Origin of the sequence: Paraburkholderia bonniea (assembly GCF_009455625.1) — a bacterium.
GTDB lineage: Bacteria > Pseudomonadota > Gammaproteobacteria > Burkholderiales > Burkholderiaceae > Paraburkholderia > Paraburkholderia bonniea.
Genome location: NZ_QPEQ01000001.1, coordinates 2,327,108 through 2,347,213, shown reverse-complemented (window position 1 = coordinate 2,347,213; position 20,106 = coordinate 2,327,108). Strand labels below are relative to the sequence as shown.

The window sequence follows — 20,106 nt, the reverse complement described above, 5'->3', positions numbered from 1 at the left end:
ACTTTTTTGGGGGGCAGTTTATTACGCGGTTTTTTAATCGATTCTCTGTTCGGCAACGTGTTTTTTTTCTTGGGTGGTCGCCGCTGGAATCTCGTAATCGTTGAATCGGATTACCTCTTCTCCAAGCCACTCATTAAGCTCAAGAAAGCGTGCCTGGAGCGGATTAATTTCATTCCGCGCGAACACGCGGGCTGCGGTGTCCGGCGTGCCAAAACCGCCAGAATTGCTGGGCACTATGCCCAGCAGCTGAGGCGGCGTCCGATGCGCAGCAAGCAGATCGTCGCGCGTCACGTTCTTGATATTGAAAAACTCATCTTTCGCGGCGACCTCCGACACCGGAATTAACTGAATGCCATCCTTTTTACCGTTCGGCGCATAAACGAAAACGTTCCGGAAATTGCCGGGGCCTTTGCTCTTCTTCAGCGCATCTCGCATGCCGTCCACGTCGGCCTGATTCTGTGCCGCGTCGGTCATATACAGAATGAACCCAGCATGACTGCCGTTCTCGTAATACTTTCGGCGGAATAGCGTCGAAGACTCGTTCAGCCACGCCGAATGCAGTGAGCTGAGATATTCCGGCAGGCCGTACACCTCCTGATTAATATCCGGTCGCATCAGATGGAATACGCTATCCGGCTCGAACTCGTGCGTGTCTTGCCAGCCGTTCACAAACACGTAGCCGCTAAAATCCGACTTGCGCCGCATATATTTGGCCAGCGCAGGGATGAGTTGCAGCGCTCCGCCCAGGCGATTGCACCGCTTCTCAAGGTAGCCGTTCCCAAACGTCAGAAAATCCAGTGCGAAACGCTCGAATGCCTGCCGCGATAACAACCGGTGCGGTATGAACGTCGAAGCCAGCAAATTCGATTTGAAATACAGCGCAGAGCTGTGATGCGTGCTCGCCCGGAAAGATTTCGCCAGTCCGGCCCAGCTAACCGGCGGCTCAAACCACTGCCCGTTGGACCAGCATTCAGCGTAATCGAGAATTTCGGCGCGGCTCATTACTGGCACCGGCTCATCAAAAGTGAATACCTCGGCCTTTGATGGTGGCGAAGCGTCACGCTGCTCATTTTCGACTGACACGTGTTTCGTACGCTTTTTTCTCATGAATAAAACTCCATAAATCCTGTGGTTTCAATACCGCCACCGGCAAGCGGTTCACGATCAAGGGCATGCAGGCAAGCCCAGGCCAGATCGGCATGCCCCGTTTCCTCATTGCGGCCAGCCGAATAAGTTGACTGACGCCCGCTTGCCGTCATCGCGTGTTTGATCGCCATAAACGATGCGGCGAAGTCCGTCCAGCCTGCATCGAACTGCAAGCGGCCATTGCGAATAACCGATTGCCCTTTGAGAACCAGCCGGGTCTTGACCTCGGGCGAATAATTAATCGCCACCACGGCGGGATAGAACTTGCGCACGAGTTGATAGGCCCCTTGGCCCATACCCGTTGTGTCGATAGCTAAATGCCCGACGTTGTAGCGTTCAGTTATTTTCTTGATTGCCTCAGCCTGGGATTCGAAGTCATTCCCGCGAAACTGATGTTTTTCCAGAACACGGAATGCACCGCCTTCGACCAGCGGCGGGGCGATCACCACCAGACCCGCCGAATCACCGGTTAGCGCCGGGTCGTAACCAACCCAAACCTCGCGGTAACCAAATGGGCGCAACGCGAACGGCGAAAAATCCTCGGACCACTCCTCCCACGAATCGACCATGCAGCGTTGCAATTCAGCGAGTTTGAATGCCGATGCGGTGTCGTCAATGAAGCCGCACATCAGCAGATTTTCAAACTCTTCCGGGCTGTACTCGCGCAGTAACTCGGCCAGATCAAACAAGTTACAGCCGCCCTCAATGGCATCCCGCACTGTGACTATCTGGCGCCACTGCGCATCCGCACCCAGCATGCCGCGCACCAGCGCTTCGTGGCTCGTATCAATCTCAATCCGGTCGGACCTGTCGCGGCTACGGCCACGGTTCGCGTGAGACCCGCTCCAGAATGCGTAGGCCTCGTGCGTGACGCTGGACGGCGTGCTGAAATAGGTTTTACGCCAGCGCTTGTGCATCGCCATGCCCGACGCGACTTTATTCAGCTCGCGAAATTTCGGAACCCAGAAATATTCATCGAAATAGAAATTGCCATGGTAGCTCTGAGCCGTGCGCGCATTCGTTCCAAGAAAATAAAGAATGGCTTCATTCGGTAAAACAATCGGATCGCCGGTTAATTCAACGTCCGTTGCTTCACGCGCGAACTGCGCGATGTACTGCTTGAAAACGTGCGCCTGAGCTTTACTCGCGGACAAAAAAATCTGGTTTCGTCCCGTCTCAAGCGCGTCGACAAACGCTTCGCGGGCGAAATACCAGGTCGCGCCAATCTGTCGTGACTTCAAGATATTCCGCGTGCGTTGATCGCCGTTTCGATACCATACTTTCTGATAATCGAACAGCGATTCACGAAATGCCGACACGATGCGCTCATGCTGCTCGTCGCTGATCTCGTTGCGTCTCGGCTTTCTTTTCCGGCCTGCATTACGCGCTTCAATATTCGGATTGAGATCAGCCTCCCGGCCCGTCTCGCCGTACTTGCGCACGCGTGCGATTCGCTCGATTTGCCGCCCAAGAAGATCGATTTCTTTGAAGTCAGCCCCGTCTTTTTTCTTTTTCTCGATCAGCACCACAAGGCGTGTTTCTAGCGATGACTCGACTCGCTCAATCGGGTTCGCTTCCTTCCATTTTTCGCGCCGACACCATGACGCAACGGTAGATCTTTCGATCTTCAGTTGGCGCGCAATCGACGAAATGCGCCAGCCCTGCCAGTAAAGCGAGCGCGCAATTTTTCGAACGTCGGTTTCGCGTGAATGGTTTGTGTTTTCGAGCATGCGGCAAGGGTAGCGACACCTCGCGCGCGTAAGCACGCGCGGCAATATGTCCCCAGCCCCGCGACCTACGGCGGTCGTTGAGACATCGCGTGTAAACGCAGATGATGAGAATCAACCGAACTCAACCGAAAAACAGGGCATTCGAAATGGCAACAAAATCGAAGTTCTTCCGGGTCGCAGTCGAGGGAGACACGACGGACGGTCGTGTCATTCAGCGCGAATGGATTCGACAAATGGCGGCAAGCTACGACCCCGCGACCTACGGCGCACGCGTCAATATCGAACATATCCGGGGCTATGCGCCGTTATCCGACAAAAACCCATTCGGCGCTTACGGCGACGTGATTGAGCTTGAGGCGCGCGAGATTGAAGACGGCCCGCTAAAAGGAAAAATGGCGCTGTTCGCCAAAATTGATCCAACGCCACAACTCATTGAGCTGACGAAGGCACGGCAAAAAATCTACACGTCGATTGAGATTGACCCGTCGTTTTCCGATAGCGGTAGCGCCTATCTTGTCGGACTCGCCGCGACCGATAACCCCGCCAGCCTCGGCACAGAAATTCTCTCCTTCGCAGCACAAAACCCGAGCGCAAGCCCGTTCACGGCAAAGAAGCAACGTCCAGAAAACCTGTTCACAGCAGCATGTGAGGTGGTTATCGAATTCGAGGCAGACGGCGATAACGCGGGTCTCTTTTCTATGGTCAAAAACCTCCTGACCGGGGCGAGCCGGAAAAATGCTGTCGATGACTCACGATTTTCCGACGTAGCAAAAGCTGTCGAAGCGCTGGCCACGCATTCATCCAGCGAAGCTCGAACGCTTGAAAAATTGGACCTACGCGTTGCTGGCCAGGAAAGCGAGCTTGTTGAATTGAAGAAAAAAACGGACGACTGCAAAGAAGCGTTTGAGGCTCTGAAACAAACGCTATCTAGAACTGACGGCAGCACGACACATTGACCGAAATCGACCGGCGGCGGAACAGACGCGGTAACTGATTGCTAAACCTGTTCATCGTCTCTCGCTAAACATCCCGGAGAATAATTAATGAAGAATCAAACTCGCGTGGCATTCGATGGCTACGTCTCGCAGATTCAAACGCTCAACGGCGTTGAAAACGCACGGACAAAATTCAGTGTGACGCCATCGGTTCAGCAAACGCTAGAAACGAAGATGCAGGAATCCAGTGAATTCCTGAAGCAAATTAACGTCTGGCCAGTCGCCGATCAGGAGGGGGAAAAGCTGGGTCTCAGTATCGGCAGCCCGGTTGCCGGAACCACTGACACGACAGCGAAAGAACGGGAAACCCGCGATTCGACGGCGCTGGAAAGCAATAAATACCGATGCGAAAAAACCGATTTCGACAGTCACATCACATATCAAAAGCTTGATGCGTGGGCAAAATTCGCGGACTTTCAGCAGCGTATACGCGATGTGATCGTGCGTCGCGCGGCGCTCGACCGGATCATGATCGGATGGAATGGAAAAAGCCGTTCTGCCACATCAGATCGCGTGACAAATCCCTTGCTCCAGGACGTCAACATCGGCTGGTTGCAGCAATACCGAAACGCTGCACCGCATCGCGTATTGAGCAGCGGAAAGGTCGACGGAAAAGTCACGTTTGGCTCGAAAGATGCCGACTACGCGAACATCGACGCGGTCGTGATGGACATTCTGTCGAACATGGTTGATCCCTGGTTTCAGGAAGACACCGAGCTCGTCGTGATCTGCGGCCGAAAGCTGCTGCATGACAAGTACTTTCCTATCGTCAACGCGACCCATTCACCCACTGAGCGGCTGGCAGCTGACCTGATCGTCAGTCAGAAACGCATTGGCAACCTGCCAGCCGTCCGCGTGCCGTCGTTCCCCGCCAATGCGCTGATGGTCACGCGATTGGACAACCTGTCGATCTATTTTCAAGAAGGCGCGCGGCGTAGAACGATTGTCGATAACGCAAAGCGTGACCGGATCGAAAACTACGAATCGTCAAACGACGCCTATGTGATTGAAGATTTCGGTGCGGGTTGCGTTGCTGAGAACCTTGAACTGCTCTCGGATGCGAAGCCATGAAGAGCCCAGCGCAAGTTCATTTCGAACGGGTAGCCGCCTCGCTCATGGCGGCGGCTACTCCGCCAGGAGCCTCGATGGCGGGTGCCAGCCGCTATGAACTGATGCTTGCGAAGCTGGCCGCAGACCGGCGCACGCTGAAAGGCATTCAGTCCATCGCGCGAAAAATAGAGGTCAAAAAAAGGCTATTGCCTGAATACCTCGAGTACGTTGCGGGCGTCCTTGAATCGGGTCGTGGAGCACAAGACGACGTGATCGTGACTGTGATGATCTGGATGATCGACGCCGGTGGCTATGACGATGCGTTGATGATCGCCCGCTACGCGCTGAAGCATGGCCTGGCGTTGCCGGAACAGTTCGAGCGAACGCTTGCATCTGCGGTCGTTGAACAGTACGCGGATGCGGCGCTCGCCGCGCTTGCAGAAGGCGAAACGTTCGACGCGGCGCTACTCGCTAACGTTGCAGAGCTGACCGAGGGCGCTGATATGCATGACCAGGTGCGAGCGAAGCTCTACAAATCGTTGGGCTACGCCTTCACTGAATCAGAGCCGCAAGCCAAACTTCACTACTTGCGCAAAGCACTTTCGCTGAATGATCGCGTCGGCGTAAAGCGAGATATCGAGCGGCTGGAAAAACAGATCAAAAACGATGCCGCCGGTGAAGGTTCCGGCGACAGCGAGTAAAGAGCCCCTACGGCATGGCGGCACCGGCGTTCAATTTCTGCACTCCATTTAACGAAAATGTAACGCCGGTCCACCGCCATCCATCGTCAATTTTCAGTCGCGGAATTTCACGCATGAGTAGCTTTTTTGCATCGCCGCCAAATCCTGCGCCGCAGCCGGATACAAGCACGCTGGTTATCAAAAACGATAGCTGGTTTCCAGATATCGACCTGATTGCGCTACGGGCGTCGGCCAGATTTGACGGCACCGTCACGCATGAGCGGCTGCGCGAATCGGCTATCGATGCAATCTCGTCTGTGAATGAAGAGCTAGCGGAGTGGCGTTTCACACACGCAGATTCAGCCACGCTGGCGGATGTTCCCGCACCGAAAATTGGCGGCGAAAGCATGCAAGTCGCTCGATATCGCCGCGCGGTTTATAGCCTCGCGCATGCCGATTTGACGGAGCGATACCGCGATTTAGACACGACAAAATCGGGCGGGCAGAAGGCGGAAGAGCTTGAGGAAACGATATGCCAGTCGCGGCGAAACGCGAGATGGGCGTTGAACGATTTACGCGGTATCGCGCGCACCACGATTGAACTGATTTGACCGATTACTAACCGATGACACGGATACCTGAACAATGATCGTGCTGGCCCAGCAATACGACACCGTTGACTCACTCTGCTGGCGTCATTACCGCCGCACGGATGGAACGGTAGAAGCCGTGCTGGAAGCTAATGCGGGTCTCGCTGATTTTGGCGTTTTCATCCCCATCGGCACGCCCGTATTTCTGCCAGAACCGGGGCGAATCGATACAACTGCGCCGTTACTTCAACTGTTTGATTAAACAAAGGAGCGCTGCAAATGGCTGAACCGAGTACAACCGCGCTGGCCTTGTCAGCATTGACGGTTGGCATCGCGAGTCTAGCGCCAGGCGTTGACGGAAACGCGATGATTGGTGCGTTCGCGGGCGCGGCGCTCGTCGTCGTCACATCGAAAGACCTCGGCATTCTTACCCGCGTTACGTACATGCTGATCTCTCTTGTTATGGGATATCTCGCGGCGGAAGAAATTGTTAGCAAAACCCCAATCAGATCAACTGGTGTTGCGGCATTTTTTGCCGCAGCGCTGGTTATCTCGGTGACGCTGCAACTGATCGACCGTATGAAGAGTATCGATCTGCTATCGGCGTTCAAGAGGAAAGGTTAAACATGCCCGTACTTAAACTGATTGCAATGCCGACTGTGCTTTCGATCATCGCTATGGCGGCTTACCTCGTCGCTATTGTTCGAGTTCTAACGTACCGAAAACAGGGCGCGCGCCATCGACCGCATGTTTCATGGACCGCATGGGCGCTTGTCGCTGTACTAGGCGGGTCCGCCATCGAAATGGCACTTCACGTGCAGTCAGTTGGATTTTTGGAAGCGTGCCGGGCGACTTTACTGGCGCTGTTCGTCTCGTGCGTCCGAGGCAACGTCGCGTGCTTGATGAGGAGCTGGTCGAAATGAAAACTCATCGACATGGCGATTACGGCGACGATATCGGTTTGCTGCAACGCCGCCTTGTTCGAGCTGGCGAGCCCGTCGCAATCACGTATCTGTACGACGATGAAACGGAATCTGCTGTTGCGTCGCTGCAGAATCGCTTTGGGCTCGTCGTGGATGGAATCGCAGGGACAAAAACATACGCTGCGTTGCTGAGCGGCCAGCGGGACGTCAAACACTTGCGCGATGCCGATTTGATCGAAGCTGCGGATGCACTCGGCGTGCCTGCGGCATGCATTCGCGCGGTGAATGACGTGGAGTCCCGAGGTTGCGGCTTTCTAGCTGATGGACGCCCTGTCATTCTTTTTGAGCGGCACAAGTTCTGGCAGCGCCTGGAAGCATGTGGCACCAATCCATCACCGTTTGCTGCACGTTCGCCGAATATCGTTTCGCAGAAAGCGGGCGGCTACCAGGGCGGGGCAGCTGAATACATCCGTCTCGCAGCAGCGGAGCTAATTAACCCCGTAGCGGCCTGGGAATCCGCCAGTTGGGGCGCATTTCAAGTGATGGGCTATCACTGGCAGCGCCTGGGCTACGCCAGCATTGATGATTTTGTCGCGAGCATGGAGCGCGACGAAGCGTCCCAGCTCGACGCATTCGTGAGATTTATCGCAGCCGATCCGGCGCTTCTCGCTGCGCTGAGAGGGCGGAAGTGGATACAGTTCGCGAAAACCTACAACGGCCCGAACTATGCGCGAAATCTCTATGACGCGAAGCTGGCACAGGCATACCTCAAATACACCGCCCCAGCGCAGCACGCCCGCACTGATGAGGTTGCCGCATGAGCGTATTGACCGTGAAGTTAGTGACAGGTTTTGTCGCGCTGTCAGCGATTGCTGGCGCGTCGTTCTATGTCCGTGCACTGCACGCGGATATCACTCGATTAACTGTTCAGGCCCAGCGCGCGCAGTCGGACGTTGCTGCGCGCGACGCCGTGATTAACCGGTTGAACGCAAACGAACAGGAAAAAATTGAAGCACATCAGAAACTCGAATCTAGTCGCGCGAGCATCGCGGGAACACTTGAGCGCGTACAGGAAATTAACAAAAGGCTAGTTTATGAAAACGCTGAATTTCGCACTTGGTCTAACGGCGCTTTACCTGCTGACGTTATCCGCATGCAGTCCGCTCCCGCTCTCACCGGTTCAGCCGATTATCTTGAACACGTGCCTGCCAGTGACGGCGTGCCGGTTACCAGCGATGCATCCGCGAACTAACGGCGAGTTGAACGCCGCGCTGTCAGTCACGAAAGCCGCCTGGGCGACATGCGCGGCTCAAGTGGATGCGGTTATGACCTGCCAGGCCATGGCGAACGAAAGATGAAGAAACCAGCGAGCCTGCGCGCGGCGCTGGTCGCCGCTCTTCCCGCGCTTGAAACCGATCCGGACCGGCTCGCCGTTTTTATCGACAAAGGCGTGACGATGGCTACCGGCACGAGAACGCCATCGTTCGAATACCGCTACGTGCTGAACGTGCTGATGCTCGACTTCGCTGGCAATCCCGATGAGGTGATGATCGTGCTGATCGGCTGGGCAAGGGCAAATCAGCCCGACCTCGTGACGAACGACGCGCTGCGAGATATCGGCATCACGTTCGAGATCGACATCCTCAATCACGAAACTGTGGACCTGTCGATCAAACTGCATTTGACCGAAAGCGTGGTGGTATCGACCAGCGCAAGCGGCGAGCGCACGGTGACTCACGTCGATGATGCGGCGGAACCGTGGCTGACGTAACGGACAATCTCCAGGCGCTGGAAACGTGGGCCACGGCGTTGCTGGCAAAGCTCTCTCCGGCGCAGCGACGCACCGCTATGCGCGACGTGGCTCGCGCGTTACGGACAAGTCAGCGCACGCGTATCGCTTCGCAACAGAACCCGGATGGAAGCGCATACGAACCTCGCAAAACTCGCAAAGCGCGTGCGCCGAAGAATGGAAAGAAGCTGCGCGAGAAAAAAGGACGAATCAAGCGGGCGGCGATGTTCAAAAAAATCCGTACCGCTCGCTACCTCAGAACAGAAACGAGCGCCTCAGGTATTGCAGTCGGATTCAGCGGTCCCATCGCACAGATCGCGCGGATTCACCAGGAAGGCATGACGGCACCGGTCGCGCCGGGCGGTCCGGAATACCGCTACCCGGCACGGGCGATACTCGGTTTCACCGAAGCGGAGCGAGAGTTGATTCGTGACAGATTGCTGGGACATTTCACGCCAGACAAGTAGCCCGCCGTGGCCCCCCTGTTCACAGGCACGTCCTTCAGTATAATTTTTTGGGGGTACAAATAATCGTTGAAAATCATATTTTCCGGGGGTACAATTATTCGAATGGAAATCACATATGATCCAGCCAAGAATCAGACAAATATCGCAGAGCGCGGTTTGTCGTTCGAAATGGCCCGCGAATTCGAAATGGCGGGTGCGCTAATTTCGGAAGACCAGCGAAAAGCATATCCGGAACGTCGGTTCCAGGCGCTGGGTTATATCGGGACGAGAATGTACATGCTGGTATTCACACCGCGCGATGAAAAACTCCATGTCATCAGCTTCCGTAAAGCCAACCTTCGTGAGGTAAAGCATTATGAGCAAGAAAAAAGTCAGTAAGCCGATGGATGACAACCCGGTATGGGGAGCTGCAGAATTTGCGCGTGCACGGCCAGCAGAGGAGGTCTTGCCAGAGCTATTTGGAAAGGACGTAGCCGAAAAAATAATCCGGCCACGTGGGCGACCGAAGTCATCGAATCCGAAAACACCGCTCAAAATCCGCATCGACCCAGATGTTTTGCTGGCGTACAAGAGTCAGGGTGACGGATGGCAAACACGAATGAACGATGCTCTGCGCGATTACGCAAAATCTCACGGAATGATGTAGAACCGCGAAAAATAGACTCGATCCCGCCGATAAAAAATTACTTTGAAGTAGTCCCTTCTGTTCCCAGTCCAACGACATACCGTACTGCTCGCGTGACGCGCGAGCGGTCGGCACTATGTGCGTATGGACTCAAACGAAATTCAACGCCAGGCACGCAACGCGGTTCGAAAGGGATCAGTTCTCGCCGTCGATCACGCGCGTGCGTTATGTCGTGTCGCGGTCGGAAATCCGGCTGAAGGCGACGGGCTGGAAACAAACTGGATTCCGTGGATCGCCGCCGCAGCGGGTGAAACCCGTGACTGGAATCCACCTACCGCTGGCGAACAAGTCATTCTTTTGTGCCCGATGGGCGACCCTGCCCAAGGCGTTGCGCTACGCGGCATTTACTCCGACGCCGCGGCGGCACCAAGCCAACGCGCGACTGTTCATCAAATCGCTTATCCGGACGGCGCCGTGGTTCAGTACGACCACGCTGCACGCGCTCTGGAATGCACGTTACCCGCAGGCGGTACCGCAATAATTTCGGTGCCGGGAGGAGTGGTCACGGTCGAAACGCAAACGGCAATCGTGAAAGCTGAAAGCGTCACGCTGGATTCACTGGAAACAACCTGCACCGGCAGTTTGCTGGTGAAAGGTTCGCTCGCGTTCGAAGGCGGAATGAGCGGCAAGGGTGGCTCAGGTAAGACCATCAGGATTGACGGCGCGGCAGAATTCACAGGCGACGTAAGCGCAGCTGGCGTCAGCGTGGCGAAGCACCGGCACATGGAGCAAGGCGACGGCGCGCCGACTGGAGAGCCTATCCCATGATCGGCATGAACGCTCAAACTGGCCGGTCGATATCCGGACACGCGCACCTCTATCAGTCGATTGCGAAAATCCTGACGACGCCGTTGGCTACGCGCATCAAGCGCCGGCATTTCGGCTCAGAAATTCCCGACCTGCTCGACGCTGCAAATAACGGCACGACACGAGTCCGGCTGTATGCGGCAATCGCCACTGCACTGCTGCGCTGGGAGCCACGCCTGAAACTCACGCGAGTTTTGCTCACAACAGATGGACAGAGCGGTCATCAGTACGTCGATATCGAAGGTATCGCCAGCGAGGCTGGAGAGCCGGTTTCGGCACGCGTACCAGTCTTTTACGGGAGTGGAAAATGAGCGCCACGCCAATCGACCTGTCACGCCTGCCGGTTCCCGACATCGTTGAAACGATCAGCTATGAGGTTCTACTCGAAAAACGCAAGGCTGAATTCATCGCGCGATTTCCTGAGGATGAGCGAAACGACGTAGCGGCTGTTCTGAAGATTGAGTCTGAGCCGCTGGCGATTCTGGCGCAGGAACATACATACCGCGAGATCGTTATCAGGCAGCGTGTCAATGACGCCGCACGCTCGATCATGCTGGCCTACGCGGCCGGAACAAATCTGGAGCATCTCGCCGCGCTGTTCGACATCGAACGTTTAACGCTTGTACCGGGCGATCCGGAGAACGGAACGGCCGCCGTCATGGAGCGCGATCCGGATTTGAGAAAGCGCATCCAGCTCGCGCCACAAGGGTTTTCTGTGGCCGGGCCGGAGGGCGCGTATATCTCGCATGCACTCAATGCCGATGGCCGCGTGCTCGATGCGTCGGTGACAAGTCCGGCCCCGTGCGAAGTGCTGGTGACGATTCTTTCGCGGGAAGGTGATGGAACTGCTGCAAGCGACCTGCTGGCGAAGGTTAGCAAAGCGCTGCGTGATGACGACATTCGTCCGCTGACAGACAAGGTGACAACGCAGAGTGCCGAAATAAAACGGTATCGCGTGCGGGCTACGCTTTACACATTCTCCGGGCCGGATTCCAGCGTCGTCTTGACCGAGGCGCGTAAACGCCTGGCGGTATACGCGAAGGAAACGCACCGGAACGGGCGAGAGGTCACGCTGTCCGGCATCTACGCCGCGCTGCATGTTGACGGTGTCGAGCGAGTCCAGCTCGACGAGCCAGTAGCAGACATTCCGGTGGCTAAAACCCAGGCGCCGTACTGCATCGAGATGAGCGTTACTCACGGTGGCATTTATGGCTGATCTGCTCCCGCCGAATTCGACCCGGCTAGAACGCAACGTCGCAGCCACCTGGGCGCATATCAGCGATATCCCGTCACCGCTGCGCGATTTGATGAATCCGGACACGATTCCGCTAGCGCTCTTGCCATGGCTTGCGTGGCACATGGGCGTGAACACGTGGAAAGACTACTGGCCGGAGCAAGTCAAGCGAGCGCGCGTCAAAGCTGCGATATCAATCGCACGAAAGAACGGCACGGCGGCGGCTGTCCGCCAGGCCGTCGCGGCTTTCGGCGCGAACATCGCGCTGCGGGAGTGGTTTGACATGGCCCCGCAGGGGAAACCGGGAACGTTCGACGTCGTGGTGACGGTCAGCGGCAGAGAGGGAGAGCCAGCATCGGCCGAATATGTTGCCGACATCATCGCCGAGATCGAACGAACAAAGCCGGTTAGCGCGCATTACGCCATCACCCAGGGTATTTCAGCTCGAGGGCCGCTAGCGGTAGCCGCCGCGATGCGTGTCGCCGTTTATCGACGTATGTCATTAGTGGATGCATGAGATGCCGGGATTTTTAATCACAGTGACTGATGCGGGTCGTGCCGCGCTCGTCGCGGCTGGAAACAGTGGAACGAATGCGCACTGCGTGCTGGAAATTGGTCTGAGCACCGCGCCGTTCAACGCGGATAAAAGCCTGGTCGCGCTGCCCGACGAGAAGAAACGCATCAACACATTCGCCGGTGAAAACGTCGCCGCTGACACGATACACATCACGTTACAAGACGAAACCGCCGATCAGTACACGCTGTTTGGATTCGGCTTATATCTGGAAAACGGTGTGCTCTTCGCGGTCTACAGTCAGGCCGCGCCGATCATGGAGAAATCGCCAGCCGCTATTTTGCTGCTATCGGCGGACATTCAGCTCACGACTATCGACGCCTCTGCGCTGACGTTTGGCGAGACGTCATTCACGAATCCACCGGCTACCACCGAATGGCGGGGCGTGATTGAAATTGCGACGCAAGATGAAACTGACGCAGGTCAAGATTCGAGCCGGGCATTAACGCCGAAGACGGCCGCGCAGCGTTATGCCGCTTTGCCCGGTGCCCGATTCACCGGCACGGTCGGCATGCCGGAATTACTTGTAGGAAAAAGCGAGAGCGACGGGAAGAATGCATTGCAGGTAGCCGGTTCGGTGCGCATCGATTACGACTTGACCATTCGACGGGAGGGCGGTGAGGGTCGCATCTATATCGGTGAGAACGACGGCTATTTTTACGCAAACGCGGGTGGTGCCGGCTGGTATTCGTCGCTGGGTGCCTTTCAATATTTCGCTGACAGCAAAGAATTCAAGGTCAATGCCAATCCGGTCTGGCACACCGGGAATTTAACTCCGCTCGACAGAAACAGAGGCGGCTCGATTTACGGTGACGTTCGCATGGAAGTCGGCAAACGCTTGTTCGTTGCCGAAGGAAGCGCTGCGTCTCCATCGCTGGTATTTGATCGCGCCGATTCTCCGGATACCGGTTTGTGGCACGACGGGAAGGGAACGATTGGCGTCGCATGCGACGGGACGTCAGTCGCCCGATTCACGTCTGAGAAGACCTGCTTTGATATTCCTGTTCAGGGACCTACACCGCCAGAAAACGACCGCTCTGAGCGGTTTGCCACTACCGCGTGGGTCCGGTCGGTCATGTCGATGGAAACGATTGGACAGATCGTGCTGGAGCCGCGCACGTCAGCGCGAGCGGGCTATATAAAAGCGAATGGCGCATTAATTAATCGTGCGGATTATCCAGCATTGTGGGCGTACGCCCAAGGGAGCGGCGCACTTTATACAGAAAGCGATTGGGCCAGCGAATTTTCCGGCGGTTTTTCACACGGTGACGGCGTCACAACGTTTCGCATCCCGGACCTGCGTGGCGAACATTTGCGCGGCTGGGATGACAGTCGCGGACTCGATCCGCAGCGGCGGATCGGGACAAGACAGGACAGTCAAAACTTATCGCACGATCACGCTGCTAAAGCCGACGAAGTTGCTGGCCACCAGCACCCGGTCTGGTCCGAGATGGCCGGACAACACGAACACCCGCTGAGGGACCCGGGGCATGGCCATAGAGTGCACGGACAGGACCCGGGATATCCCGGGATTGTCACCGACAGCGCGGTTTTGATTCGAGATAGGCAGGGAAATTCGCCATCAGACATCGATGTAACGAGGTCGGCTACGGGGATAACCATCGGTCAGGCCGGTGAGCATTTTCACATTATCAAAATGGGTTACGCCGGGGGGCACGTTCCTGTCGTTCATATCGAGCGCAGCGGCGGAAACGAAGCTCGGCCGCGAAACGTGGCGCTGCTGGCGTTGATCCGCGCGTACTGATTAGGGAGAAAAAATGCTGATTCATCAATACGACAGCGCCAGCGGCCAGTACATCGGTAGTTGTCTCGCCGATGCCGATCCGCGTAACCCGGAGCGCTGGCTCATTCCGGCTAGCAGTACAACGGAGACGCCTCCGGAGCGCACGTCTTTGTCCTGGCCGTTCTATAAAAACGATGCCTGGTTACTGCTCCCCGACTATCGCGGTCGGCAGCTCTATAAAAAAAGTGACGGCGAGCATGCCGAAATTTTTACGCCGGGCGTCACGCCGGACGAGTGCGGTTTGACGGATATTCCCAGACCTTCTGAAAAGTACGTGTGGGGTGAAGCTGGCTGGGCTATCGACCCCGAAATTGAACAGCAGGAAAAGCGCGCGGCCGCGATGACTGAATTCGAGCTTCGGCTTGATCGTGCTCGAAAGCAAAACGCGGGAAAGGCCGATGCGTTCGCGGCTGGCCTGCTGTCGGACGAAGAGATTTATTACTTCAAAGCGTGGGCCAGTTATCAGATGGCGCTTGTCGCAGCGATTGAAAAATCCACATTTCCTGACGCGGTCGATTGGCCCGACACGCCAGCGGCGTATGCGCCTCCGCCGCCCGTCGTTGACGCGCCAGGCGACGCGTCTGATCGAACGGGTTCGTCAAGCTGAGACTGGTTCAGCTCCCGATTTCACTCACCTTAGGAATTCACATGCCCCAGGACTATCACCACGGCGTTCGCGTTCAGGAAATTAACGAAGGAACGCGACCGATCCGAACGATATCGACAGCAATTATCGGCGTGGTCTGCACAGCAGAAGATGCAGATGAAAAAACGTTTCCACTCAACACACCGGTCCTGCTGACGAACGTCGTCGCTGTGCTTGGAAAAACTGGGAAGAAAGGCACGCTGCGCACCGTGCTCGACGCAATTGGAAAGCAGACGAAGCCGGTCACGATAGTCGTGCGCGTGACCGAAGGCAAAGACGCGGACGAAACGACAAGTAACGTGATCGGCACCGTCACGGCAGAAGGCCGTTACACCGGCATCAAGGCATTGCTGACGGCCCAGGCTGTGATGGGTGTGAAGCCGCGCATTCTGGCCGCGCCAGGTCTCGATACCCAGGCTGTCGCAGCGGAACTGGCTGCAACCGCGAAATCGCTGCGCGGCTTCGCGTATGTCAGCGCAAACGGCGCTAAAACAAAAGAAGAGGCGACGACATACAGGAAGCAGTTTAGCCAGCGGGAAGTGATGGTGATCTGGCCGAATTTTCTGGCGTGGGACCCCACGACGAACAGCACGGTAGAGGTTCCGGCTACGGCTTATGCCGTGGGTCTTCGAGCGCTCATCGATGAGGAAACAGGCTGGCACAAAACGCTATCGAATGTCGGCGTGAACGGCGTGACGGGTATCAGCATTCCCGTGTTTTGGGACTTGCAGGAATCGGATACTGACGCGGGATATCTCAATGAGCAGGATGTGACGACGCTGATTAACAGGGATGGTTACCGCTTCTGGGGCTCCCGCACTTGTTCCGATGACCCGCTATTCGCGTTTGAAAACTACACGCGGACCGCCCAAGTGCTAGCGGATTCGATTGCGGAAGCACAGATGCCAGTGATCGACGGTCCGTTAAATCCATCGCTCGCGCGGGACATTATTGAAGTCATCAATGGGAAATTCCGCGAGCTGAAGTCGCTGGGCTATCTGATCGACGGATCGTCGTGGTACGACCCGGAACCGAATACTTCGGACGTACTGAAGTCGGGCAAGTCATATATCGACTACGACTATTGCCCCGTTCCACCGCTTGAGAATTTGAATATGCGCCAGCGAATAACGGACCGGTATTTAGCCGATTTTGCTGCGCGCGTAATGGCATAAAAGGAGTTTGAAAAAAATGGGTATGCCGCGAAAACTGAAGGGATTCATGCTGTTTCACAACGGTTCGAATTTCATGGGGCAAGTCAAGGAAGTGACATTGCCGAAGCTCTCACGAAAAATGGAGGATTACCAGGGCGGCGGCATGGGCGGCCCAATTCAGATTGACTTTGGACAGGAGGCAATCCAGATCGAGTGGACGTGCGGCGGCTTCATGTCGGAAGTGATTGAACAGTATGGCGTGACAAAACACGATGGCGTCTTACTGCGTTTCGCGGGCGGATATCAGCGTGAAGACCAGGGCAGTTACGATGCCATTGAGATCGTGATTAAAGGTCGTCATAAGGAAATCGATTTCGGTACGGCGAAACCAAAGGAAGACACTGATTTAAAAATCACAACGGTGGCTAGCTATTACAAGCTGTCGATGAACGGTGTCGATTTAATTGAAATGGACTTCATCAACATGGTCGAAAAAAATAACGGCACAGACTTGCTTGCGAAGCTTCGCACCGCCATCGGTCTGTAGATCACGAAGGCCAGACTTTCGACGTGGCAAGCCGCGCATTAATCACCCTCATCACTTTCAGAGATAAAACATGAGCAAGGATAAAAATCAGGAACGCATTGTGATCGACTCCGGTCCAGACGGGCATGCATTCAGCGTGATCGACACGGGAAACCCGGGAGATGGCGATATAGACGAAGCGAAAGACCCGAATACCTGCACGCTGGATACCCCTTTGAAGCGCGGTGAGCAAGTCATTACGAAAGTCACGCTGCGCAAGCCGGATGCCGGTGAGCTGCGCGGGACATCGCTTTCCGATCTCGTCAGTCTTGATGTGGCAGCGCTGCAAAAAGTGTTGCCTCGTGTCAGCACACCGACGCTGACGGAAATCGACGTCGCGCGAATGGACCCCGCTGATCTCGTCCAGCTCGGTGGGATTTTCGTTGGTTTTTTGATGCCGAAAGCCGCGAAATCGAAACTGGAATACCAGACCGGGTAGAAGACCCCATGGCCGATATCGCCACGGTATTCGGCTGGACACCGGAAACGATGAATCGATTCAGTCTGCCCGAACTGATGGCGTGGCGAGAAAGGGCAAGGCAGAGAAGCGGAAACGGCGACGATGGATAACACGTTAAAGCTACGGGTCATGTTTGACATGATCGACAACATGACCCGGCCGTTGAAGGCGGTTATTAATGGCAGTAAGGAGATGGGGCGGGAGCTGAAAAAGACGCGCGACGACCTCAAGAAAATGGGGGAGACGCAGAAAAATATCGGCGCGTTCAGGGAGATTCGAACCGGTCTGGCCGATACGGAATTGAAGTTGGAGAAAGCACAGGCCCGTGTGAAAAAACTCGCGGGGGCGCTGCGCGAAGTCGGTCCGCCATCGTTGCAGATGATGCAGCAGTTTGACCATGCCAAGCAGGCGGCCGCCAGGCTGTCTGTCGAGCATGAAAAACAATCCGGGAAAGTTCGGGAACTGAGATCCCGATTATCAGAAGCCGGAGTGAGTACTCAAAACCTGTCGCGGCATGAAAGGGAATTGAGGTCGTCTATCGCGGCTACCAGCGCGACGATGAAAGACCAGCTCGGCAAACTCGATGCGCTGGCTGAGCGGGAAAAGCGCGTGGCCGCATTGCGCGGAAAAATGCATGCGATGCAGGGTGTTGCCGGTGGCATGGCCGTGGGTGGCTATGCCGCGCGCAGCGCCGGTATGCACGTGCTGGGCGACATGCGTGAAACGCTTGATGAATCGAAGAAGGTTGAGATTGAAGCGATGAAAATCCGGGCGCTCGGGCTGGGGGATCATGCGGCGAAAGACTCCGAAAAATATGCGCGCGCGATGAAGGTTTACGGCACAAGCACCAGCGATAACATTCTATTGATGCGTGATTCATTGACAATTTTTGCCGACGAACATCACGCAAAAATGGTGATGCCAACACTGACAAAAATGAAGTTCGCCAACGACGCGATGTTCGGCTCGGAAGACGGCCACGCGAACGAAGAAAAGTTTATGAACATGCTGAAAGTCATCGAGCTGCGCGGCGGCACTAAGGATGAAGCGACGTTCAAGAGCGAAGCCAATATGGTGCAAAAAGTGCTGACGGCGACCGGGGGGCGGGTCGGCGGCGACGAATGGCGAAATTTCATACAAACAGGCGGCGTCGCCGCAAAGCAAATGCGAAAAGACGCGTTTTTTTATCAAATGGAACCGCTCATTCAGGAAATGGGAGGGCATGCTGTCGGGACCGGATTAATGTCCGCGTACAACAATATTTATCAGGGAAAGACGACGGTTAAAGCCGCGCGAACATTAGTCGGGCTCGATCTGATTAAAAAAGATGGTGTTGAATACAACAAGATGGGGCAGGTCAATCACTTTAAAACCGGGGCGCTAGCGGGCAGTGATCTACTGAAAGCGTCTCCGCTGGAGTGGATGGAGAAGGTTTTGTTACCGAAGTTGCAAGCCAACGGCATCACTGATCAGGACAAGATAAAGGACACGATTGCGACGATTTTCACGAACAGGACAGCGGCGAACCTGTTCACAACGATGTACATGCAGCGCGACCAGATTCATAAAAATGAAAAGCTGAATGCGGGTGCGGATGGCATCGAGGAATTAAACGAAAAAGCCAAGCAGACAACGCAGGGCCGTGAACTTGCGGCACTGGCAAAAATACGTGACCTGAAGCTGGAAATTGGGGAAAAAATTTCGCCTCTTTATAACGCTGTGCTCGAGAAAACAGCTGCGGCAATCGACAGGATCAACGGCTTTATGAAAGAGCATCAGACCGCTGCAAGATTCATTCTTGTTACGGTTTCGGCACTTATGGGTTTGCTGGTCGTGGTGGGCACGTTGACAATCGCGCTCGCTGGTGTGCTCGGCCCGCTGGCGGTCGTCAAGTTCAGCATGCAGACACTGGGCATTCAAGGCGGAATACTGTCTCGCGTGCTCGGTGTGGGTGCTACCGCACTCCGTATTTTCGGCACTGCCGCCATGTTTGCTGGCAGGGCGATGTTTGCCAATCCAATTGGACTGACGGTTCTTGCGATTGTCGCGGTGCTAGCTGTCGCGGCTTTTCTGATTTACAGATACTGGGAACCCATCACTCGATTTTTCGCGGGTTTATGGCAAGAAGTTAAAGCAGCATTTAGCAGCGGTATTTGCGCTATTGCGGTGCTGCTGGTCAACTGGTCACCACTCGGTCTTTTTTATCGCGCGTTCGCGGGTGTTCTATCGTGGTTCGGAATTGATCTGCCCGCGAAATTTACCGAGTTCGGAGCGAACATCATGAGCGGTCTGGCCAGCGGCATCACGAGCGCCATCGACATTGTGAAAAATGCTATCGGCGGCGTTGCAGATAGCACGACCGGCTGGTTCAAAGAGAAGCTGGGCATCCACAGTCCCAGCCGGGTTTTTGGTGAGCTCGGCGGCTTTGTCGGGCAGGGAGCCGCACTCGGCATCGACGGCGAGCGCTCACGTGTGGCCACCGCCGCGCTGGGGCTCGCCACGGCGGCCGCTGTTTCTTTTGGCACACCAGTGTTCGCGCAGCAAACCGCTACGCTGCGGCCCGATAGCATGCCGGTTGTGCGCGCGGCAATTCCGATAGACAACAGGCTGGCACTGGCGTCCGCTGCCCCCGTGCGAACGGCCAGCGCACCCGCTCAATACGTTTTCAATATTTACGCGGCGCCAGGCATGGACCCGGCTGAAATCGGCAGAGTTGTTCGGGCGGAAATTGAGCGAATCGAGCGGGCGAAACAATCGCGTCTCGGCTCGCGTCTGTCAGATTAGCG

General features: G+C 55.8%; 26 protein-coding genes. 24 read left to right on the top strand and 2 right to left on the bottom strand.

Translation table 11 applies throughout. The features are described 5' to 3' along the window. Positions 1 to 33: 33 nt before the first annotated feature. Complete coding sequence (locus GH656_RS10290) at positions 34 to 1,107, bottom strand: phage portal protein (protein WP_153075793.1); 1,074 nt, start codon at positions 1,105 to 1,107, stop codon at positions 34 to 36. After that, positions 1,104 to 2,876: a terminase ATPase subunit family protein gene (locus GH656_RS10285; protein WP_153075792.1), complete on the bottom strand. Its 1,773-nt coding sequence runs from the start codon at positions 2,874 to 2,876 to the stop codon at positions 1,104 to 1,106. Before GH656_RS10285 ends, GH656_RS10290 begins: the two co-directional genes overlap by 4 nt. Positions 2,877 to 3,022: 146 nt before the next feature. On the opposite strand from GH656_RS10285, the gene GH656_RS10280 reads away from it, so the two are divergent. The 24 genes from GH656_RS10280 (at position 3,023) to GH656_RS10165 (ending at position 20,104) form a co-directional block, all read left to right on the top strand. Then, positions 3,023 to 3,832: a GPO family capsid scaffolding protein gene (locus GH656_RS10280; protein ID WP_153076636.1), complete on the top strand. Its 810-nt coding sequence runs from the start codon at positions 3,023 to 3,025 to the stop codon at positions 3,830 to 3,832. Positions 3,833 to 3,919: 87 nt separating this feature from the next. Next, complete coding sequence (locus tag GH656_RS10275) at positions 3,920 to 4,942, top strand: phage major capsid protein, P2 family (RefSeq protein ID WP_153075791.1); 1,023 nt, start codon at positions 3,920 to 3,922, stop codon at positions 4,940 to 4,942. Further along, positions 4,939 to 5,622 (top strand): phage terminase small subunit, encoded by a 684-nt coding sequence (locus tag GH656_RS10270; protein WP_153075790.1) that lies wholly within the window; start codon positions 4,939 to 4,941, stop codon positions 5,620 to 5,622. The genes GH656_RS10275 and GH656_RS10270 overlap by 4 nt, the downstream gene beginning before the upstream one ends. Before the next feature lie 113 nt (positions 5,623 to 5,735). Then, entirely contained in the window at positions 5,736 to 6,212 is a 477-nt protein-coding gene (locus GH656_RS10265; protein ID WP_153075789.1) for a head completion/stabilization protein, read from the top strand. Positions 6,213 to 6,246: 34 nt separating this feature from the next. Further along, a complete protein-coding gene (locus tag GH656_RS10260; protein WP_153075788.1) occupies positions 6,247 to 6,453 on the top strand; it encodes a tail protein X in 207 nt (68 codons plus the stop codon). A gap of 17 nt (positions 6,454 to 6,470) precedes the next feature. Continuing rightward, entirely contained in the window at positions 6,471 to 6,815 is a 345-nt protein-coding gene (locus GH656_RS10255; protein ID WP_153075787.1) for a putative holin, read from the top strand. A 26-nt stretch (positions 6,816 to 6,841) separates the two neighbouring features. Continuing rightward, positions 6,842 to 7,114, top strand: a complete 273-nt coding sequence (locus tag GH656_RS10250) for a phage holin family protein (RefSeq protein WP_153076635.1) — start codon at positions 6,842 to 6,844, stop codon at positions 7,112 to 7,114. Beyond that, a complete protein-coding gene (locus GH656_RS10245; protein WP_153075786.1) occupies positions 7,111 to 7,935 on the top strand; it encodes an N-acetylmuramidase family protein in 825 nt (274 codons plus the stop codon). Before GH656_RS10250 ends, GH656_RS10245 begins: the two co-directional genes overlap by 4 nt. Positions 7,936 to 8,208: 273 nt before the next feature. Continuing rightward, the gene (lysC, locus tag GH656_RS17900) at positions 8,209 to 8,472 is read left to right on the top strand and encodes an Rz1-like lysis system protein LysC (protein ID WP_217352249.1); all 264 of its coding nucleotides are present in this window, start codon (positions 8,209 to 8,211) and stop codon (positions 8,470 to 8,472) included. Further along, a complete protein-coding gene (locus GH656_RS10235; RefSeq protein WP_153075784.1) occupies positions 8,469 to 8,885 on the top strand; it encodes a phage tail protein in 417 nt (138 codons plus the stop codon). The genes lysC and GH656_RS10235 overlap by 4 nt, the downstream gene beginning before the upstream one ends. Next, on the top strand, positions 8,873 to 9,370 hold the full coding sequence (locus GH656_RS10230; RefSeq protein ID WP_153075783.1) for a phage virion morphogenesis protein: 498 nt from the start codon (positions 8,873 to 8,875) through the stop codon (positions 9,368 to 9,370). Before GH656_RS10235 ends, GH656_RS10230 begins: the two co-directional genes overlap by 13 nt. Positions 9,371 to 9,472: 102 nt before the next feature. Continuing rightward, positions 9,473 to 9,748 carry a BrnT family toxin gene (locus tag GH656_RS10225; RefSeq protein WP_153075782.1) on the top strand — a complete coding sequence of 92 codons (276 nt, stop codon included), beginning with the start codon at positions 9,473 to 9,475 and terminating at the stop codon, positions 9,746 to 9,748. Then, positions 9,726 to 10,016, top strand: a complete 291-nt coding sequence (locus GH656_RS10220) for a BrnA antitoxin family protein (RefSeq protein WP_217352248.1) — start codon at positions 9,726 to 9,728, stop codon at positions 10,014 to 10,016. Before GH656_RS10225 ends, GH656_RS10220 begins: the two co-directional genes overlap by 23 nt. Positions 10,017 to 10,139: 123 nt before the next feature. Continuing rightward, the gene (locus GH656_RS10215) at positions 10,140 to 10,823 is read left to right on the top strand and encodes a phage baseplate assembly protein V (RefSeq protein ID WP_153075781.1); all 684 of its coding nucleotides are present in this window, start codon (positions 10,140 to 10,142) and stop codon (positions 10,821 to 10,823) included. Further along, entirely contained in the window at positions 10,820 to 11,173 is a 354-nt protein-coding gene (locus GH656_RS10210; protein WP_153075780.1) for a GPW/gp25 family protein, read from the top strand. The genes GH656_RS10215 and GH656_RS10210 overlap by 4 nt, the downstream gene beginning before the upstream one ends. Further along, positions 11,170 to 12,078, top strand: a complete 909-nt coding sequence (locus GH656_RS10205; protein WP_153075779.1) for a baseplate J/gp47 family protein — start codon at positions 11,170 to 11,172, stop codon at positions 12,076 to 12,078. Before GH656_RS10210 ends, GH656_RS10205 begins: the two co-directional genes overlap by 4 nt. Beyond that, positions 12,071 to 12,613 (top strand): phage tail protein I, encoded by a 543-nt coding sequence (locus tag GH656_RS10200; protein WP_153075778.1) that lies wholly within the window; start codon positions 12,071 to 12,073, stop codon positions 12,611 to 12,613. Before GH656_RS10205 ends, GH656_RS10200 begins: the two co-directional genes overlap by 8 nt. A 1-nt stretch (position 12,614) precedes the next feature. Next, positions 12,615 to 14,435: a phage tail protein gene (locus GH656_RS10195; protein WP_153075777.1), complete on the top strand. Its 1,821-nt coding sequence runs from the start codon at positions 12,615 to 12,617 to the stop codon at positions 14,433 to 14,435. 13 nt (positions 14,436 to 14,448) lie between these two features. Next, positions 14,449 to 15,081 (top strand): tail fiber assembly protein, encoded by a 633-nt coding sequence (locus GH656_RS10190; RefSeq protein ID WP_153075776.1) that lies wholly within the window; start codon positions 14,449 to 14,451, stop codon positions 15,079 to 15,081. 41 nt (positions 15,082 to 15,122) lie between these two features. Beyond that, positions 15,123 to 16,295, top strand: a complete 1,173-nt coding sequence (locus GH656_RS10185) for a phage tail sheath protein (RefSeq protein WP_153075775.1) — start codon at positions 15,123 to 15,125, stop codon at positions 16,293 to 16,295. A 16-nt stretch (positions 16,296 to 16,311) separates the two neighbouring features. Continuing rightward, positions 16,312 to 16,821: a phage major tail tube protein gene (locus GH656_RS10180; RefSeq protein ID WP_174769736.1), complete on the top strand. Its 510-nt coding sequence runs from the start codon at positions 16,312 to 16,314 to the stop codon at positions 16,819 to 16,821. A 70-nt stretch (positions 16,822 to 16,891) separates the two neighbouring features. Next, the gene (locus GH656_RS10175; RefSeq protein WP_153075774.1) at positions 16,892 to 17,299 is read left to right on the top strand and encodes a phage tail assembly protein; all 408 of its coding nucleotides are present in this window, start codon (positions 16,892 to 16,894) and stop codon (positions 17,297 to 17,299) included. Between the two features lie 8 nt (positions 17,300 to 17,307). Continuing rightward, the gene (locus GH656_RS10170) at positions 17,308 to 17,430 is read left to right on the top strand and encodes a GpE family phage tail protein (RefSeq protein WP_153075773.1); all 123 of its coding nucleotides are present in this window, start codon (positions 17,308 to 17,310) and stop codon (positions 17,428 to 17,430) included. Further along, entirely contained in the window at positions 17,423 to 20,104 is a 2,682-nt protein-coding gene (locus GH656_RS10165; RefSeq protein ID WP_153075772.1) for a phage tail tape measure protein, read from the top strand. Before GH656_RS10170 ends, GH656_RS10165 begins: the two co-directional genes overlap by 8 nt. Positions 20,105 to 20,106: the final 2 nt, after the last annotated feature.

What these genes read in the sequence shown, in the direction of transcription:
- GH656_RS10290 (WP_153075793.1), bottom strand. Translation starts at nt 1,107, where the DNA reads ATGAGAAAAAAGCGTACGAAACACGTGTCAGTCGAAAATGAGCAGCGT.
- GH656_RS10285 (WP_153075792.1), bottom strand. Translation starts at nt 2,876, where the DNA reads ATGCTCGAAAACACAAACCATTCACGCGAAACCGACGTTCGAAAAATT.
- GH656_RS10280 (WP_153076636.1), top strand. Translation starts at nt 3,023, where the DNA reads ATGGCAACAAAATCGAAGTTCTTCCGGGTCGCAGTCGAGGGAGACACG.
- GH656_RS10275 (WP_153075791.1), top strand. Translation starts at nt 3,920, where the DNA reads ATGAAGAATCAAACTCGCGTGGCATTCGATGGCTACGTCTCGCAGATT.
- GH656_RS10270 (WP_153075790.1), top strand. Translation starts at nt 4,939, where the DNA reads ATGAAGAGCCCAGCGCAAGTTCATTTCGAACGGGTAGCCGCCTCGCTC.
- GH656_RS10265 (WP_153075789.1), top strand. Translation starts at nt 5,736, where the DNA reads ATGAGTAGCTTTTTTGCATCGCCGCCAAATCCTGCGCCGCAGCCGGAT.
- GH656_RS10260 (WP_153075788.1), top strand. Translation starts at nt 6,247, where the DNA reads ATGATCGTGCTGGCCCAGCAATACGACACCGTTGACTCACTCTGCTGG.
- GH656_RS10255 (WP_153075787.1), top strand. Translation starts at nt 6,471, where the DNA reads ATGGCTGAACCGAGTACAACCGCGCTGGCCTTGTCAGCATTGACGGTT.
- GH656_RS10250 (WP_153076635.1), top strand. Translation starts at nt 6,842, where the DNA reads ATGCCGACTGTGCTTTCGATCATCGCTATGGCGGCTTACCTCGTCGCT.
- GH656_RS10245 (WP_153075786.1), top strand. Translation starts at nt 7,111, where the DNA reads ATGAAAACTCATCGACATGGCGATTACGGCGACGATATCGGTTTGCTG.
- lysC (WP_217352249.1), top strand. Translation starts at nt 8,209, where the DNA reads ATGAAAACGCTGAATTTCGCACTTGGTCTAACGGCGCTTTACCTGCTG.
- GH656_RS10235 (WP_153075784.1), top strand. Translation starts at nt 8,469, where the DNA reads ATGAAGAAACCAGCGAGCCTGCGCGCGGCGCTGGTCGCCGCTCTTCCC.
- GH656_RS10225 (WP_153075782.1), top strand. Translation starts at nt 9,473, where the DNA reads ATGGAAATCACATATGATCCAGCCAAGAATCAGACAAATATCGCAGAG.
- GH656_RS10220 (WP_217352248.1), top strand. Translation starts at nt 9,726, where the DNA reads ATGAGCAAGAAAAAAGTCAGTAAGCCGATGGATGACAACCCGGTATGG.
- GH656_RS10215 (WP_153075781.1), top strand. Translation starts at nt 10,140, where the DNA reads ATGGACTCAAACGAAATTCAACGCCAGGCACGCAACGCGGTTCGAAAG.
- GH656_RS10210 (WP_153075780.1), top strand. Translation starts at nt 10,820, where the DNA reads ATGATCGGCATGAACGCTCAAACTGGCCGGTCGATATCCGGACACGCG.
- GH656_RS10205 (WP_153075779.1), top strand. Translation starts at nt 11,170, where the DNA reads ATGAGCGCCACGCCAATCGACCTGTCACGCCTGCCGGTTCCCGACATC.
- GH656_RS10200 (WP_153075778.1), top strand. Translation starts at nt 12,071, where the DNA reads ATGGCTGATCTGCTCCCGCCGAATTCGACCCGGCTAGAACGCAACGTC.
- GH656_RS10195 (WP_153075777.1), top strand. Translation starts at nt 12,615, where the DNA reads ATGCCGGGATTTTTAATCACAGTGACTGATGCGGGTCGTGCCGCGCTC.
- GH656_RS10190 (WP_153075776.1), top strand. Translation starts at nt 14,449, where the DNA reads ATGCTGATTCATCAATACGACAGCGCCAGCGGCCAGTACATCGGTAGT.
- GH656_RS10185 (WP_153075775.1), top strand. Translation starts at nt 15,123, where the DNA reads ATGCCCCAGGACTATCACCACGGCGTTCGCGTTCAGGAAATTAACGAA.
- GH656_RS10180 (WP_174769736.1), top strand. Translation starts at nt 16,312, where the DNA reads ATGGGTATGCCGCGAAAACTGAAGGGATTCATGCTGTTTCACAACGGT.
- GH656_RS10175 (WP_153075774.1), top strand. Translation starts at nt 16,892, where the DNA reads ATGAGCAAGGATAAAAATCAGGAACGCATTGTGATCGACTCCGGTCCA.
- GH656_RS10170 (WP_153075773.1), top strand. Translation starts at nt 17,308, where the DNA reads ATGGCCGATATCGCCACGGTATTCGGCTGGACACCGGAAACGATGAAT.
- GH656_RS10165 (WP_153075772.1), top strand. Translation starts at nt 17,423, where the DNA reads ATGGATAACACGTTAAAGCTACGGGTCATGTTTGACATGATCGACAAC.